A 16,340-nucleotide genomic window follows, 5' to 3' on the forward strand; every position below is an offset into this window, starting at 1 on the left:
GACAGGCACTCATTGGAACCCAATATAACGCGCCTCAAAGCGCTTGTACAGCCTCCAGAATGTCATCGACATGCCCTGGCACTTTCACGCCGCGCCACTCCTGGCACAGCACGCCTTCGGCGTCGATCAGGAACGTGGAGCGTTCGATCCCACGTACTTCTTTGCCATACATTTTCTTCAATTTCATGACACCGAAGAGCGTACACAAGGTTTCTTCGGGGTCCGAGATCAACGGAAATGGCAGTTCGAGCTTTGCCTTGAAATTGTCATGGGAACGCATGGTGTCACGCGACACACCAACAATCTCCGCGCCGGCCTTCTTGAACTTCGGATACAGATTGCGAAATTCCAGGCTCTCGGTTGTGCAGCCCGGCGTGTTGTCCTTCGGATAAAAATACAGCACCACCTTCTTGCCCCGCAGCTTGGACAGCGTGATCTCGCCACCGGTAGCGGGGGCGGTAAAGTCGGGGATGGGTTGGTCGACTGCGATGGGCACGAGGTTCTCCGGTTGTAATGGCCGACGTCGCAGTACTTGCACTTGCAACTGCTGCGGCGCAGGCCTGGCATCGAGGGTTCTGGGGAGGGCGACTGGCGCGTGGTGGCCGCTCGCGCGGCGGCCGGGCCGTCACGGCCGGCTGTAGCCTGGCCAGTCAGAACTGGACAATCAACTCGCCGGAGCGGCCTGGAATTTCGCCCCATGTAACAGGGTACGATGGCAGCGTGCTGCGGTCTAGCGTGGCGTAGTAATCGCCCATGGTCGCGAAGCTATGGCCTTGCGCGCGCCAGCCCTCCAGCAGCTGTTCGAAAATCGGCGCAAGCTTTTGTCCTTCGAGTTCAGCGTGCAGCGTGAACACCTGATCATGCGGATTGTTTTCGGTGTGCTTCAACATCCACGCGGCGACGTTGTGCTCATCGACACCATCCACGCCGAGCACTTCGTCGAGCGTGGGCAGCGTGGTGGGCATCTGCACGTGCGACAGCTGCCGGCCGCCGACCACCGGCAGATACGGCGAATGGCCGCGCCCGTCGGACGCGTAGTGCATGCCCCACGCGTCGATCTGCTCGAACGCGTGACCGTTCATCTGCCAGCCGGCCGCACCGTGCGTGACGGGCGGCGTGCCGAAGATCGCGACGAAGCGGTTGAAGCTTTTCTGCATCTGCTTCTCGGTCCACTCGCGGTCTTGCGAACGCACGTTGTCCTGCCAGTAAACGTGGTCCCACGTGTGAATGCCGCATTCGAAACCGGCTTCATGAATCGCGCGCATTTCCGCGGCGCTTTTCACGCCGATGTCCGGCCCCGGCAGCAGCACGCCGTACATCAACTGCTTGATGCCGTAATGTTCGACCACCGACGTGCGCGACACCTTCTTCAGAAAGCCCGGCCGCAACACGCGGCGCATCGCCCAGCCGGTGTGGTCGGGCCCGAGGCTGAAGAGGAAAGTGGCACGCGCCTTGAAGCGGTCGAAGATGCGAGCAAGATTCGGCACGCCTTCGCGGGTGCCGCGCAGCGTGTCGACGTCGATCTTCAGGACGATACGAGCCAAGGATCAGGCCTTATTGCTGTTCGACGAGGGCGCGCGCTTCGGCGACGTGGCCGCGATACGCTTCGAAAATCTTGCGCAGCGCTTCGTCGAAGGTCGACTTCGGCGCCCAGCCGAGTTCCTGCATCGTGTTGTCGATCTTCGGCACGCGGTTCTGCACATCCTGATAGCCCGCACCGTAGTACGCGCCCGAGGACGTTTCGACCAGCTGCACCTTCTTGGCCAGCTCGGCGTATTCCGGGAATTCGGCGGCCAGCGTCAGCATCTTGTGCGCGAGCTCGCGCACCGAGAAATTGTTGGTCGGGTTGCCGATGTTGTAGATCTTGCCCGTGGCGACACCGTCCTTGTTCTCGATGATCTTCATCAGCGCGCCGATGCCGTCGTCGATATCCGTGAACGCGCGCTTTTGCGCACCGCCGTCCACGAGGCTGATGTTCTCGCCGCGCACGATATGGCCGAGGAACTGCGTGACCACGCGCGAGCTGCCTTCCTTCGGCGTATAGATCGAATCGAGGCCCGGGCCGATCCAGTTGAACGGACGGAACAGCGTGAAGTTCAGGCCTTCCATGCCGTAACCCCAGATCACGCGGTCCATCAGCTGCTTGGAGCACGCGTAGATCCAGCGCGGCTTGTTGATCGGGCCGTACGACAGTTGCGATTCTTCCGGATCGAACTGCTCGTCCGTGCACATGCCGTAGACCTCGGAGGTCGACGGAAACACGAGGTGCTTGCCGTACTTGACGGCCGAACGCACGATCGGCAGGTTCGCTTCGAAGTCGAGTTCGAACACGCGCAACGGCTGCTTCACGTACGTGGCGGGCGTGGCGATCGCGACCAGCGGCAGGATCACATCGCACTTCTTGATGTGATACTCGACCCACTCCTTGTTGATCGTGATGTCGCCTTCGAAGAAGTGCATCCGCTCATGATTGACGAGGTCGCCGAGACGTTCGGTCTGCATGTCCATCCCGAAGACTTCCCAATCGGTCGTTTCAAGAATGCGTTTGGACAGGTGATGGCCGATGAAGCCGTTCACACCCAGAATCAGGACTTTTTTAGCGAAACCTTCGGTTTTCATGAATGACGGGGAGTTTGGATGAGCTGGGCGAATTCGGCCGGGGTGATAACGGTTTCGTTGCCGTCATGCTGGTGCCGCAATTCGTGGATGGCGATCGAGCGACCGTCGCCGCATATCGCGAAAACGGCATTATCGCTTACGTGCAGGCCCGGCGGCAAATCCGAGCGAAGCGCGCCGGGCGCAGCCAGGCGCGCACGGGCGATGATGAAACGGTGACCTGCGATATCGGTAAACGCGCCGGGATAGGGCGGCGCGACCGCCCGGATCAGGTTGTAGACTTGCTGCGCGGCTTGCGTCCAGTCGATCCGGCCGTCTTCAGGCTTGCGCCCGCCATAGTAGCTGCCGTGCGACAGATCGTTCGGCAGATGCGGCGCTTCGCCCGCGAGCAGTGCCGGGAGCACGTGCCACAGGGTCTGCTCGGCGGCCACCGTGACCTTGTCGAACACTTGCGCGGCGGTGTCGTCGGGCAGGATCGGCACCGGCGTTTGCGCGATGATCGCGCCCGCATCGGGCTTGGCGGCCATTTCGTGCAGCGTCGCGCCGGTTTCGGTTTCGCCGTGGATGACCGCCCAGTTGGTCGGCACGCGGCCACGGTACTTCGGCAGAAGCGAGCCGTGCATGTTGTAAGCGCCCCGTGCGGCGAGCGCCAGCAGATCGACCGGCAACATGTGGCGGTAGTAAAACGAAAAGATGAAGTCCGGGCGCGCGGCGCTCACCGCGGCGCGCAATTCCGGGCTTTTCGGATCGGCCGGCGTGACGACGGGAATGCCGTGCCCGGCCGCAACCGAGGCGACACTGCCGAACCAGATGTTTTCGGTTGGGCTGTCCTCATGCGTCACGACCAGCGCCACCTCGACGCCACGCGCGAGCAGTACCTGCAGGCAGCGCACGCCGACGTTGTGATACGCGAAAACGACGGCGCGCGGCTTCATGGATTCGGGTCCTGATCGATCAGCGGCGAGGCCTGCACGGCCTGCACAACCGCCTGACGCGGCGCTTCGGTCACGGTCGTGCCGTCGCGCTGCTCGAGAATTGTCTGCACCAGATAACGCGGACGCGCGCGCACCTGCTGATAAATCCGGCCGATGTATTCACCGAGCAGGCCCAACGCGAAGATGATCACGCCAAGCAGGAAGAAGATGACAGCGAACAGCGTGAACACACCTTGCACTTCCGCGCCGATGATGAAGCGGCGAATCAGCAGCAGCACGAACAGCGCGGCGGACCCGAGCGACAGGATCACGCCGATGAACGACAGCCATTGCAGCGGCACGACCGAGAAGCCGGTGACCAGGTCGAAATTCAAGCGGATCAGGCTGTAAAGCGAGTACTTCGATTCGCCGGCAAAACGCTCTTCGTGCGCGACTTCGATCTCGACCGGATTCTGCGCGAAGGTGTATGCGAGCGCCGGAATGAAGGTGTTGATCTCACCGCAGCGATTGATCGTGTCGATGATGTGGCGGCTGTACGCGCGCAGCATGCAGCCCTGGTCGGTCATCTTGATGCGGGTGATGCGCTCGCGCAGACGGTTCATCGCGCGCGAGGCCTTGCGGCGCCACAAGCTGTCCTGGCGTTGCAGGCGGATCGTGCCGACGTAGTCGTAGCCTTCGCGCATCTTGTTGACCAGCTTGGCGATTTCTTCCGGCGGATTCTGCAGGTCGGCGTCGAGCGTGATGACGATCTCGCCGCGCGATTGCTCGAAGCCCGCCAGAATCGCCATGTGCTGACCGTAGTTGCCGTTCAGCAGAATCACGCGGGTCGTGTCGGGCCGCGCGCGGAACTGCTCGGCGAGCAGGGCGGCGGATTTGTCGCGGCTGCCGTCGTTGATGAAGATCACTTCATAGCCGGTGCCGAGCGCGTCGAGCGCCGGGTAGAGGCGCGCGAACAGCGCGGCCAGCCCGGCTTCCTCGTTGTACACCGGGATGATGATCGACACTTCCGGTGCGACGGCGCGATGTTCCGAATAACTCATTTCCGCTTATTTTCCGTATTGTTCGCAAATTTCGTTGACCGCGCGGCAGACCCGCTCCACGTCGCCCTCGTTCATCAGCGTGAACAGCGGCAGCGTGACGGTGGTGGCGCCGAAGCGCTCCGCGTGCGGGAACATCCCTTCCTTGAAGCCGCGCGCACGGTACAGCGAGAACAGGTGAATCGCCGGATAGTGCACGCCCGAACCGATGCCGCGTTCCTTCAACAGGCCCATGAAGCCGGCGCGGTCGATCGACAGCTTTTCGAGCGGCAGCGTGATCTGGAACATGTGCCAGTTGCTGTTCTCGAAGTCGGCAAGCGGCAGGCCGATGCCCAGCTTGAGCGCCGCGCCGCCTTCGAGTCCAGCGAAATAGGCGCGCACGAGCTTTTTGCGCTGTGCAAGGAAACGCTCCAGATGCGGCAGCTGACCGAGGCCGACACGCGCGGCGACGTCCGTCAGGTTGTACTTGCCGCCCAGCACGTCGCAGTCCATGCCGTCGAAGCCGGTGCGGGTGATGCCTTGCAGGCGGTACTTCTGGGCGAGGATCGCTTCTTCCTCGTTGTTCAGCACCAGGGCGCCGCCTTCGATCGAGGTCAGATTCTTGTTCGCGTGAAAGCTGAACGAGACCATATCGCCGAGCCTGCCGATGCGCTCGCCTTTCCACGTCGAGCCGAACGCCTGCGCGGCGTCTTCGATTACGCGCAGCTTGTGGGCGCGAGCGATGTCATACAGCCGGTCCATGTCGACCGGCAGCCCCGACAGGTAAACCGGAATAATCGCCTTGGTGCGCGGCGTGATGGCCTTTTCCAGCAGGTCCAGGTCGATGTTGCGGGTCACCGGGTCGATATCGACGAACACCGGCGTCGCGCCGACTTCATAGACCACATTGCTGGTCGCGACCCACGAGGCGGGGGTGGTGATGACTTCGTCGCCTTCGCCCACGCCCGCGATACGCAGCCCGATTTCGAGCGTCGCGGTGCCGGAATTGAACGTGCGCACCGGGCGGCCGCCGCAGAACTCGGACAACGCCGCTTCGAACTTCTGGTTCTGCGGGCCGGTCGTGATCCAACCGGAGCGGAGCACGTCGACGACGCCCTGAATCGTTTCTTCATCGATCTCAGGTTTGACAAACGGCAAAAACGGGACTGGTGACTGGCTCATGAATGCTTCGCTCGATTGAAAGGGGCACAACCCGGAGGGCGCGAAGTAGATCACAAACTACGCGCAAACCCAAGGCTACGGCTAAAAAAGGGCGCAACCGCCAAACCTACCGCGGCCAACCTTACGTTTTACTTAGCCGGCGACGGTGCCCGGCTTAGCGCATCTGTTGCCGCCGGTATTGTCGCTGCGCTTGCACCGGTGCCGGCAATAAACGGTAATAAATCGTGCCCGGCGCAGCGCGGCCGGGGCATGGCGCGCCTAGCTGCGCGCCACGACGACGACGCCGATCAGGATGACGCCAATCCCTACCAGCTTCTGTGCCGACAACACTTCGCCGAATAGATACCACGCCGCGAACGCGTTGACGACGTATCCGAGCGACAACATCGGATAGGCAATCGACACGTCCACCCGCGAGAGTCCGACCACCCATACGCCCACGCTGATCACGTAGCAGGCCAGCCCGCCGATGATCGGTGGCTGCGTTGCGAGCCGGAAGGCGATGGGCAGGATGTTCGCACGGGAGAAATCGAAGTGTCCAACGGCATTCGTTCCGGCTTTGAGCAGCAATTGCGCGCCGGCGTTCAACGTGACGCCGGCGAGGATGCAAAAGAGGGAAATCGGGTTCATCGAACGGTCGGTTCCTCAGATGGGGTCATTGTTGTGGTTTTTCCACTGGCGCGGGTGCGCTCTGTGCTGCTGCACCGGATGTGGGCGAGGGCACCGCCACGGGCTTCACCACCACCACCCGGCGTGAGTCGCGCGCGATCACCTGCATCGGCAGCCCCTCTTTGAGCAGCCGGTCGTAAGTCGGCGGCGGGATCAGCGCGAGCGCATAGCGCTCGGCCTTCCAGCGATCGATCCACGCGTCGATCGACGGCACCCATTTCTGCGGTTCGACGGACACGCCGAACGCCAGTTCGTCGGGATGTTCGACCATGATCATCGTGTGGTCGACATAGAACGGCAGCGTGTGGTCGAGCACGCCGACCGAGTAGAACGGCGTATCGGCCGGCAACTTGGCGATCTCGGCCTTGATCGCGGGCGCGAGCGGCGCGCCGGAGCTCAGACGGCCGAACACGTCGTGACCCGTGCCGGCAATCGTACCGAGCAGCAGCCACGCCACACCAAAGCTCGCGACGGCGCCGAGCGTGCCAGCGCGGCTGCGGCGGTTCAGCCACAGCGCGGCCAGCGTAAGCACGAAGGCGACGCCGAGTGCCGCCAGCACCCAGGTGCGGTATTCGACATACAACTCAGTCGGGTTGCGTGCATTGCCGAAGCGCGACATGAACAGCGCGGCAAACGCGGCTACGACCAGAAACAGCGCATAGCCGGCCAGATGGCGGCGCAACTGGTCGCGTGTGACGAGCGGCAGATACATGCCGACGATCAGGGCGATCGGCGGGGAGATCGGCAGCGTGTAGGACAGGAGCTTCGAGTGCGACGCGCTGAAGAACAGGAAGATGAACGCGGTCCACACCAGCATCAGCGTGACCGGCGCAAAGCCGTTCGGCTGGCGCGGCAGGCGCCACGCGTGGCGCACGCTCTGGAAGGTCACCGACAACCACGGCAGGAAGCCGACCAGCAGCACCGGCACGAAGTAATAGAACGGCCCCGGGCGGTTCTGTTCAGGCGTCAGATAGCGCTTGAACTGTTGAACGATGAAGAAGAAGTTCAGGAATTCCGGGTTGCGCTGCTGCACCAGCACGAACCACGGCGTGACGATCGCGAAGAACACGATCAGGCCGCCGATCAGATGCAGGCGCTTCCACACGGCCCAGTCGCGTGAGGCCAGGGTGTACAGCACCAGTACCGCACCCGGCAGGATGATGCCCACGAGTCCCTTGGACAGCACCGCCAGCGCCATCGCCCCCCAGCAGACCCACATCCATGCCCGCACGTTGGCGGTCGGCAGGCTGGGGCGCTGCGCCAGCAGCAGCGTGCAGAGCGTCAGTTCCATCCAGAACGACAGGCCCATGTCGAGCGTGTTGAAGTGGCCCATCAGGTTCCAGTACGGCGACGTAGCCAGCACGATCGCCGCGAACACGCCGGTCGCCGCGTTGAACACGCGCGCGCCGGTAAAGCCGATCAGCAGCACGCCGGCAAAGCCCGTCAGCGCGGTGTAGAGCCGCGCCTGCCATTCGCCGATGCCGAACCACGCGAACGTCAGCGCGTTCGCCCAGGTTTGCAGCGGCGGCTTCTCGAAATACTTGTAGCCGTTGTAGCGCGGCGTGATCCAGTCGCCGGTGACGAACATTTCGCGTGCCATTTCGGCATAGCGGCCTTCGTCGCTCGGCAGCAGATGGCGCCAGCCGAGCGGCACGAACCAGATCACGGCGAGGGCCAGCACCAGCAGCAGGATCGTGGAGCGATTGAGCGGTAGCCTCGTCGGCGTATCGTTCATGGATTTCAACCTTTTTGGCGACGCCGCGCAGGCGGCGTTGCGTTGTTGTTCGGAAATGGCGATTGGTGCGTCGAGGGAGCCGGCGGCCGTTACGCTTCGATCAGCAACGCGGCCGCGACCTTGCGGCCCTCGGCCATCAGAATGTTGTAGGTGCGGCAGGCGGCCTTGAAGTCCATCGTTTCGACGCCGATGCGTTTGGCGGTGAGCGCCGCGATCAGGCGCGGATGCGGGAAGCGCAACCGTTCACCGCTGCCGAACACGACCACTTCGGGCGCGGCGTCCACCAGCATCGCGAAGTGTTCGGCGCTCAGGTCGTCGAACGAGGAGACGGGCCATGGGATGACGGGCGCGTCCGGCAGCACGAGAATGCTGCCCGAATGGCGCACCAGATTGATTTCGACATAGTCGGCGCCGTAGCCGGTGACGGTATTGAGGGCGCCGCTGGAATCCTGATGTAATTTCAAATTCGTTTTCCGAAGTCGTCGTGAGACATCATGCGTGTTGGCGGCCTGACCGGGCACAACGGAATCAGGGCCGCTTGACGCGAGTGGGACACGCGAATGGCACAGAAGCGGCCGAAAAGGCTTGCCGTTGCGGTTGGTGCATTGCGGAAGCAGGCCAAAATCCGCTAAATTATAACTTTTTAGCCGCCTTGCGGCGCCCCTCGCTCAAGTGCCACCTCATGTGCTGTCATAAGCCGCGCTGAGAACATGAGCGAGGCCTATCGGCTACCTGCCTTGGTTTTGCCCGCTTTTCGTCGGATTTTCGACTGTTTTTTATCTGCTTTGGGTCTGCTTTTTGGTCTGTCTGGCTGCTGCGCCGGCGCAATCCGCCGGACGCGCGCCTAGCCAGCCCGGAAAGCCGGCCCAATCCGCGTCTGGCGGCTCGATCCGTGTCCGGCGGGCCTGCCGCGTCATAATCCCCCATATCGGCGGACTTGCCGGGGTCCCGTTTTTTCGCCCCCGCTGGTTCGCCCAAGCCCATCAACAGGATGAAGTGCCCGCCGTGAAACCGATTCTCAAATCCAACAAGTTGTTGAATGTCTGCTACGACATTCGCGGGCCTGTCCTCGAACATGCGAAGCGGCTCGAAGAAGAGGGCCACCGCATCATTAAGCTGAACATCGGCAATCTCGCGCCGTTTGGCTTCGACGCGCCGGATGAAATCATCCAGGACATGATCCTGAATCTGCCGGGTTCGTCCGGCTACTCGGATTCCAAGGGCGTGTTCGCCGCGCGCAAGGCGATCATGCATTACACGCAGCAAAAGGGCGTGCATGGCGTCGAACTGGACGACATCTACATCGGCAATGGCGCCTCCGAGCTGATCGTGATGGCGCTCCAAGGCCTCCTGAACGATGGCGACGAAGTGTTGCTGCCCGCACCGGACTACCCGCTGTGGACCGCCGGCGTCAGCCTGTCGGGCGGCACGCCGGTGCATTACATCTGCGACGAATCGAACAGCTGGATGCCGGATCTGGACGACATCCGCGCGAAAATCACGCCGAACACGCGTGCGCTCGTCGTCATCAATCCGAACAACCCCACCGGCGCGCTGTACTCGGACGAACTGCTGCTCGGCCTGATCGAGATCGCCCGCCAGCACGGCCTCGTGATCTTCGCCGACGAGGTCTACGACAAGATCGTCTACGACGGCAAGAAGCACACGTCGATGGCCGCGCTCTCCGAAGACGTGCTCACCGTCACATTCAACAGCCTCTCGAAGAGCTACCGTTCGTGCGGCTACCGCGCCGGCTGGATGTTTATTTCGGGCCTGACCGGCGAGAACCGCCGCAATGGCAAAGACTATTTCGAAGGGCTCGGCATTCTGGCCTCGATGCGCCTATGCCCGAACGTGCCCGGCCAGTACGCGATCCAGACCGCGCTTGGCGGCTATCAAAGCATCAACGACCTGATCCTGCCGAGCGGGCGCCTGTACAAACAGCGCGAACTCGCGTATGACATGCTGACGGCCATCCCCGGCGTGAGCTGCGTGAAGCCCGAGGCGGCGCTGTACATGTTCCCGCGCCTCGATCCGAAGATTTATCCGATCCAGGACGACCAGCAGTTCATCCTCGACCTCCTGCTGGAAGAGCGCGTGCTGCTGGTGCAAGGCACCGGTTTCAACTGGAAAACGCCGGATCACTTCCGCGTTGTGTTCCTGCCGAACGTGGACGACCTCGCGGATTCGATCAACCGGATCGCGCGCTTCCTCGACGGCTACCGCAAACGCCACACGGCTTGAGATGGACGGCGCGCCCGGCGCGCGCCGCGGCCAGCCCCAGTTTCCTTTTAATCATTTACTCGAAAACACACGCTGCATGGAACCGATCAAAGTTGGACTGCTGGGCTTCGGCACGGTAGGCAGCGGCACCTTCACGGTACTGCGCCGCAATCAGGAAGAAATCAAACGCCGCGCGGGCCGCGGCATTGAGATCGCGCGCATTGCCGTGCGCAATCCCGCCAAGGCGGCCGCGGCGCTCGGCAGTGAAGCCGGCACCGTGGCGCTGACGGATGATTTCAACGCGGTGGTCGACGATCCGTCGATCGATATCGTGGCGGAAATGATCGGCGGCACGGGCGTGGCGCGCGAGCTCGTCCTGCGCGCGATCAACAACCGCAAGCATGTGGTCACCGCCAACAAGGCGCTGCTCGCCGTGCACGGCACGGAGATTTTCGAAGCGGCGCGCGCCAACGGCGTGATGGTGGCGTTCGAAGCGGCGGTGGCGGGCGGCATTCCGATCATCAAGGCGCTGCGCGAAGGGCTCACGGCCAATCGCATCCAGTACATTGCCGGCATCATCAACGGCACGACGAACTACATCCTCTCGGAAATGCGCGACCGTGGGCTCGACTTCGCGACCGCGCTGAAAGCCGCGCAGGACCTGGGTTACGCCGAAGCCGATCCGACCTTCGACATCGAAGGTGTGGACGCCGCCCACAAGGCGACGATCATGAGCGCGATCGCGTTCGGCGTGCCGGTGCAATTCGACAAGGCCTACGTCGAAGGCATCAGCAAGCTGGCTGCAATCGACATCAAATACGCTGAAGAACTTGGCTACCGCATCAAGCTGCTCGGCATCTCGCGCCGTACGGACAAGGGTATCGAATTGCGCGTGCATCCCACGCTGATTCCGGAAAAACGCCTGCTGGCGAACGTGGAAGGCGCGATGAACGCGGTCGTCGTGCACGGCGACGCGGTTGGCTCCACGCTGTACTACGGCAAGGGCGCGGGCGCGGAGCCGACGGCCTCCGCCGTGGTGGCCGACCTGGTCGACGTGACGCGTCTGCATACGGCGGACCCGGAGCATCGCGTGCCGCATCTGGCGTTCCAGCCTGACAGCCTGTCGAGCACGCCGATCCTGCCGATCGACGAAGTGACGAGCGGCTACTACCTGCGTCTGCGGGTGGCGGACGTGACGGGCGTGCTGGCCGACATCACGCGCATTCTGGCGGATAGGGGCATTTCGATCGACGCGTTGCTGCAGAAGGAATCGGAGCAGGTCGATGCGAACGGCAAGGGCGAAACCGACATCATCCTGATTACGCACGAAACGGTTGAAAAGAACGTCAACGCGGCGATCAAGACGATCGAAGCGCTGCAGACCGTTGTCTCGCAAGTCACGAAGCTGCGCATGGAAGCGCTGAACTAGGCCGAACTATGAACTACCTCTCTACGCGCGGCGCCGGAGCCGGCGAGCGCCATACGTTTTCCGAGATTCTGCTGGGCGGTCTAGCTAAAGATGGCGGCCTGTACCTGCCCGCCGACTATCCGCGCGTCACGGCTGACGAACTGACGCGCTGGCGCACGTTGCCGTACGCGGATCTCGCCTTCGAGATCCTGTCGAAATTCAGCGACGACATTCCCGCCGAGGACCTGCGCGCGCTGACGCGCAAGACCTACACGGCCGAGACGTACTGCAATGTGCGCGACGACGAAAGCGCCGCGCAGATCACACCGTTGAAAACGCTGGGCGTTGAGAACGGCGCGCCGCTGTCGCTGCTGGAACTGTCGAACGGTCCGACGCTCGCGTTCAAGGACATGGCGATGCAGTTGATCGGCAACCTGTTCGAATATGCGCTGGCAAGGCACGGCGAGACGCTGAACATTCTGGGCGCAACGTCGGGCGACACCGGCAGTGCAGCGGAATACGCGATGCGCGGCAAACAGGGCATTAGCGTGTTCATGCTCTCGCCGCACAAGAAGATGAGCGCGTTCCAGACCGCGCAGATGTACAGCTTGCAGGACCCGAACATTTTCAACATCGCGGTCGAGGGTGTGTTCGACGATGCGCAGGACATTGTGAAGGCGGTCTCGAACGACCACGCGTTCAAGGCGAAGTACAAGATCGGCACGGTCAACTCGATCAACTGGGCGCGCGTCGTGGCGCAGGTCGTGTACTACTTCAAGGGCTACTTTGCCGCGACGAAGTCGAACGACGAGCGCGTCTCGTTCACGGTGCCGTCGGGCAATTTCGGCAATGTCTGCGCGGGTCACATTGCGCGCATGATGGGTCTGCCGATCGAGAAGCTGGTGGTGGCCACGAACGAAAACGACGTGCTGGACGAGTTCTTCCGCACGGGTATTTACCGGGTGCGCAAGGCGGCTGAGACGTACCACACGAGCAGCCCGAGCATGGACATTTCGAAGGCCTCGAACTTCGAGCGTTTCGTGTTCGATCTGCTGGGCCGCGACCCGGCGCGCGTGCTGCAACTGTTCCGCGACGTGGAAGAGAAGGGCGGTTTCGACCTCGCGGCGAGCGGCGATTTTGCACGCGTGAAGGAATTCGGTTTCGTGTCGGGCCGCAGCAGCCACGAGGACCGTGTGGACGCGATCCGCGACGTCTTCGAGCGCTACGACACGATGATCGACACGCACACGGCTGACGGCCTGAAGGTGGCGCGCGAGCATTTGCAGGCGGGCATCCCGATGATCGTGCTGGAGACGGCGCAACCGATCAAGTTTGGCGAAACGATTCGCGAGGCGTTGCTGCGCGAACCGGAGCGCCCGGCTGCGTTTTCGGGTCTGGAATCGCTGCCGCAGCGATACGAAGTACTGCCGGCGGACGTGCAGCGCGTGAAGGACTTCATCGCCGCGAACACAGGCGAGTAACACCGGGCGCATCGGGCGCGACGATGTCGCGCTCGATCGACGAACGAGATTGGTTTTGGGAAGTACCGCGACGGCGCGCGCAGCGCTGCGGGAAGTATGACTGCCTGGTCACTCACGCTGAATGTGCGAGGGCACGGATTCCAGATGCACCACCGCCGGCACGCAGTGCCTCGCCGCATGTCAGGAGCATGTTGCAACACGCTGCTACAATCTTGTCTTTCTCGATTGATTGTGCGCTATGGGTTTCGAACAACTCGCTGAATTAAAGAAGCAACTGGCGGCGGCACGCGCCGAAGCTGCACCTGCGGCCAAGCCCGTCGCCAAGCCCGGTGCGAAGCCTGCTGCGAAGCCCGCGCGCAAGCCGCCGCCGCCGCGCCGTGCCGCGCCCGCTCACAAGCCGGCCGCCGAGGCCAGGCCAGCCGCAGAGGCCAAGCCCGTGCCCGACGCAAGGCCAGTGGACCCGGTGGTGAAATCGATCGGGAGACTGCAAAAGCGCTTCCCCAATGTATTCCCGAAGAATCCGGCGCCCAAGCTGCCGCTCAAGGTCGGCATCTTCGCGGACCTCGTGGCTCACGCGAAGGAACTGTCGCTGAGCGAAGCTGAGTTGCGCGATGCAATCAAAACCTGGTGCCGTGGCAGCCGCTACTGGAAGTGTCTCGTCGAAGGCGCCGCGCGCGTCGATCTGACAGGGGGCGAAGCAGGCAAGGTGACGGCGCAGGAAGCCGCCGGCGCGCAGCGTCTGCAGGCGCATCGTGCAGGCAGGGGGGCGGCGAAAGCGGCAGCTTCGTCGGCTGAGGCGTCCGCCAATGCTTCGTCGGATTCGTCCGCTTCCGGCGCCGCAGTCGCTTCTGCTGATGCAGCAGAACACACCGAGGCCACCCCGCAAGCTGAGGCTACCCCGCAAGTTGGCGCGCAGAGCCAGCCGCAGGCTACTTCGACAGACGCCCCAGCCGCTGTATCGGCAACGCCGCCGGCAGCGCCGTCGGCCGCCGCCGAAGCATAAAGCGGCCCGCCGCCCCGTCTAGGGGTGGCTGCCTTGCGCCGCCGCCAGCCGGCCGCGCACGAAGCCGACGTGCTCGCGCAGCACATAGAACGCGTCGGCGTATGCCAACGGCATACGCAAGTGGTTAAGCGACGCCTCGATTTGATCGAGCTCCGCGAAAAGCTGCTTGCGCTCCTCCTCGGTCGAGTCGGCGAGCGCGCCGCGCTCGATCGCAATCAGCGCGCCGTAATAGCGATAGATGCGCGAGCGCACGCGCCAGCGGTACAGCGCCGGGATCAGCCGCATCGCCGGAAACAGCAGAACCGCCATCGGCAGCAGCAGAACGAGCGTGCGGTCGCCGATGCTTGCGAGCCAGAACGGCAGCGCGCGGTATAGAAAACTCTTGCCGGTCCTGTAGTAGCGCTGCGCGTCTTCGCTGATCTGATATTCATGGGCAACCGGCTTCGGAAACTCCCCCGCGTGCTGCAACAGCCCTGGCATGCCATGCACCTCCTGTGCAGCTTCGATCAATAAGTCGGAAATGGCCGGATGCAAATTGCTCCGGGCCACGAGTTCGACCGTTGGACTGATCAGATGAATGGTCTCGGGCGGAATTCTGCGCTTGAGATCCAGCACGCCGGGCGGCAGGTCGAGTTCCTCGAGATAGGGAAAGAGGCGCGTATACGCGGTGGCTTCGTCGAAATTCATCGCGGAGATGCCGGGCACTTTCAGGAGCCGCAGCATCAAGCCGCGCGTGGCCGAGTCGCCGTTCAGGATTGCCGCGTCGACGTCGCCCGCCACGAGTTGCGTGGCGGCCTGCAAGCCGTCGCTCGACACCAGCACGGTGGCGCCGCCGGGTTCGATGCCGTTTGCTTCCAGCAGTTTGAGCGCGAGGCGGCGCGTGCCGCTGCCTTCGCGGCCGATTGCAATCCGTTTGCCTTCCAGTTCCGAAAGCTCGCTGATACCCGTGCCGCGATAGAACACCACCACCGGAATATAGAAGACGCTGCCGAGCGACATCAGCGATGACGTATCGAGCCCATCGGCCACGCCGCCTTGCACGAGCGCGAGATCGACATGCTGTTTCGGGTCGAGCAGACGATGCAGGTTCTGCACCGAGCCGTCGGATTCCAGCACGTTCAGCGTAATGCCGTTGCGGGCGAGGATCTTCTTGTACTGATCCGCGGTGACGAGGAACGAACTGTCGTGCGGGCCCGCGCTCATTGTGATGGTTTTCGGCGGCGCCGGATCGACCAGCCAGACGATCAGCGTGACCGTCACCACGACAAGCGTGGCCACGATGGCATAAGACAGGGTGTGATCGCGCCACTCCACATGCGAATGATCGCTTGGCAAATGCGGGGGACGCGGGCGCTGCTCTTTCATGGACACTCCATGCCGGTAGCCGGGATCAGGCATTGTCCACTGTCCGTGGCGCAAACGTGAAATGTCCGGCATAAGCGGCGCTTTGCGCGTCGGGATGCGTGGGGCGCCATGGCATAATTCGCGACAGTTTCCAATCGTGTCGCCGGGCGCAAATTGAGTCGGTTCCATCAGAAGATCGGCAGTTGGCTGGGATTGTTTGCGATCCTGATGGCAACGCTCGCGCCCACGATCTCGCATTCGCTCGCCGGGCGCAGTGGCGGCGAAAGCGGAATGCAAGGCGAGCATTGCTCGAAGCCCGCGATGGCTTCCATGCTCTCGATCGCCTCCATGCCCGCGATGGCTTCCATGCCGGCGATGGCTTCGACGGACATGGATTCGATGGACATGGCTTCAATGGGCGCCATGGCATCCATGCCCGCGATGCAGCACGAGGCATCGAATCCACCCGCCAGCAAGCACGCCCAGCACGCCGCCATGTCCGACGGCGACGCCTGCGGCTATTGCAGCCTGCTTGCCCACATGCCAGTGGTGCCCAGCGTCGAAGCGCTGTTCTTCGTCACCGTCCGCGCGCTTGAGCATTCCGTCGCGACCCGCTTCGAGAGCGTTCAGCGCGTTGAACCGCTCACATTTGCGCAGCCGCGCGCCCCGCCGTTCGTATCCTGATTCGAGTCACACCGTTGCGATGCCATGACTGCATCGCGATGCCG

At 63.0% G+C, this 16,340-nt stretch carries 15 protein-coding genes; 5 read left to right on the forward strand and 10 right to left on the reverse strand.

Annotated features, from left to right (window positions below; all coding sequences use genetic code 11):
- Window positions 1-34: 34 nt before the first annotated feature.
- From P3T22_RS03215 to P3T22_RS03255, 9 genes are all read right to left on the reverse strand, one after another.
- Window positions 35-496 carry a peroxiredoxin gene (locus tag P3T22_RS03215; protein ID WP_063495987.1) on the reverse strand — a complete coding sequence of 154 codons (462 nt, stop codon included), beginning with the start codon at window positions 494-496 and terminating at the stop codon, window positions 35-37.
- 154 nt (window positions 497-650) lie between these two features.
- Window positions 651-1,544 (reverse strand): polysaccharide deacetylase family protein, encoded by an 894-nt coding sequence (locus P3T22_RS03220; RefSeq protein WP_063495988.1) that lies wholly within the window; start codon window positions 1,542-1,544, stop codon window positions 651-653.
- Window positions 1,545-1,554: 10 nt separating this feature from the next.
- Entirely contained in the window at window positions 1,555-2,619 is a 1,065-nt protein-coding gene (locus P3T22_RS03225) for a bifunctional UDP-4-keto-pentose/UDP-xylose synthase (RefSeq protein WP_063495989.1), read from the reverse strand.
- Window positions 2,616-3,551 carry a formyltransferase gene (locus P3T22_RS03230; protein ID WP_429324207.1) on the reverse strand — a complete coding sequence of 312 codons (936 nt, stop codon included), beginning with the start codon at window positions 3,549-3,551 and terminating at the stop codon, window positions 2,616-2,618. Before P3T22_RS03230 ends, P3T22_RS03225 begins: the two co-directional genes overlap by 4 nt.
- The gene (locus P3T22_RS03235) at window positions 3,548-4,591 is read right to left on the reverse strand and encodes a glycosyltransferase (RefSeq protein ID WP_429324208.1); all 1,044 of its coding nucleotides are present in this window, start codon (window positions 4,589-4,591) and stop codon (window positions 3,548-3,550) included. Before P3T22_RS03235 ends, P3T22_RS03230 begins: the two co-directional genes overlap by 4 nt.
- 6 nt (window positions 4,592-4,597) lie before the next feature.
- Window positions 4,598-5,749 carry a DegT/DnrJ/EryC1/StrS family aminotransferase gene (locus tag P3T22_RS03240; protein ID WP_063495992.1) on the reverse strand — a complete coding sequence of 384 codons (1,152 nt, stop codon included), beginning with the start codon at window positions 5,747-5,749 and terminating at the stop codon, window positions 4,598-4,600.
- A 258-nt stretch (window positions 5,750-6,007) separates the two neighbouring features.
- A complete protein-coding gene (locus P3T22_RS03245) occupies window positions 6,008-6,379 on the reverse strand; it encodes an SMR family transporter (protein WP_063495993.1) in 372 nt (123 codons plus the stop codon).
- 25 nt (window positions 6,380-6,404) lie between these two features.
- A complete protein-coding gene (locus P3T22_RS03250) occupies window positions 6,405-8,153 on the reverse strand; it encodes a glycosyltransferase family 39 protein (protein ID WP_429324209.1) in 1,749 nt (582 codons plus the stop codon).
- A gap of 89 nt (window positions 8,154-8,242) precedes the next feature.
- Window positions 8,243-8,617, reverse strand: a complete 375-nt coding sequence (locus tag P3T22_RS03255; protein ID WP_063495995.1) for an Mth938-like domain-containing protein — start codon at window positions 8,615-8,617, stop codon at window positions 8,243-8,245.
- A gap of 532 nt (window positions 8,618-9,149) precedes the next feature.
- Here P3T22_RS03255 and P3T22_RS03260 point away from each other — a divergent pair.
- From P3T22_RS03260 to P3T22_RS03275, 4 genes are all read left to right on the forward strand, one after another.
- A complete protein-coding gene (locus tag P3T22_RS03260) occupies window positions 9,150-10,397 on the forward strand; it encodes a pyridoxal phosphate-dependent aminotransferase (protein WP_063495996.1) in 1,248 nt (415 codons plus the stop codon).
- Window positions 10,398-10,473: 76 nt separating this feature from the next.
- Window positions 10,474-11,805: a homoserine dehydrogenase gene (locus P3T22_RS03265; protein WP_429324210.1), complete on the forward strand. Its 1,332-nt coding sequence runs from the start codon at window positions 10,474-10,476 to the stop codon at window positions 11,803-11,805.
- 8 nt (window positions 11,806-11,813) lie between these two features.
- On the forward strand, window positions 11,814-13,265 hold the full coding sequence (gene thrC / locus P3T22_RS03270; protein ID WP_063495997.1) for a threonine synthase: 1,452 nt from the start codon (window positions 11,814-11,816) through the stop codon (window positions 13,263-13,265).
- A 238-nt stretch (window positions 13,266-13,503) separates the two neighbouring features.
- A complete protein-coding gene (locus tag P3T22_RS03275) occupies window positions 13,504-14,268 on the forward strand; it encodes a ProQ/FinO family protein (RefSeq protein ID WP_429324211.1) in 765 nt (254 codons plus the stop codon).
- 18 nt (window positions 14,269-14,286) lie between these two features.
- Here P3T22_RS03275 and P3T22_RS03280 read toward each other — a convergent pair whose 3' ends face one another.
- Window positions 14,287-15,633 carry a TAXI family TRAP transporter solute-binding subunit gene (locus P3T22_RS03280; RefSeq protein ID WP_429324212.1) on the reverse strand — a complete coding sequence of 449 codons (1,347 nt, stop codon included), beginning with the start codon at window positions 15,631-15,633 and terminating at the stop codon, window positions 14,287-14,289.
- Between the two features lie 207 nt (window positions 15,634-15,840).
- Here P3T22_RS03280 and P3T22_RS03285 point away from each other — a divergent pair, with 207 nt between their 5' ends.
- Complete coding sequence (locus P3T22_RS03285; RefSeq protein WP_429324458.1) at window positions 15,841-16,296, forward strand: DUF2946 domain-containing protein; 456 nt, start codon at window positions 15,841-15,843, stop codon at window positions 16,294-16,296.
- Window positions 16,297-16,340: the final 44 nt, after the last annotated feature.

This window comes from Paraburkholderia sp. GAS348, assembly GCF_050434205.1.
GTDB lineage: Bacteria > Pseudomonadota > Gammaproteobacteria > Burkholderiales > Burkholderiaceae > Paraburkholderia.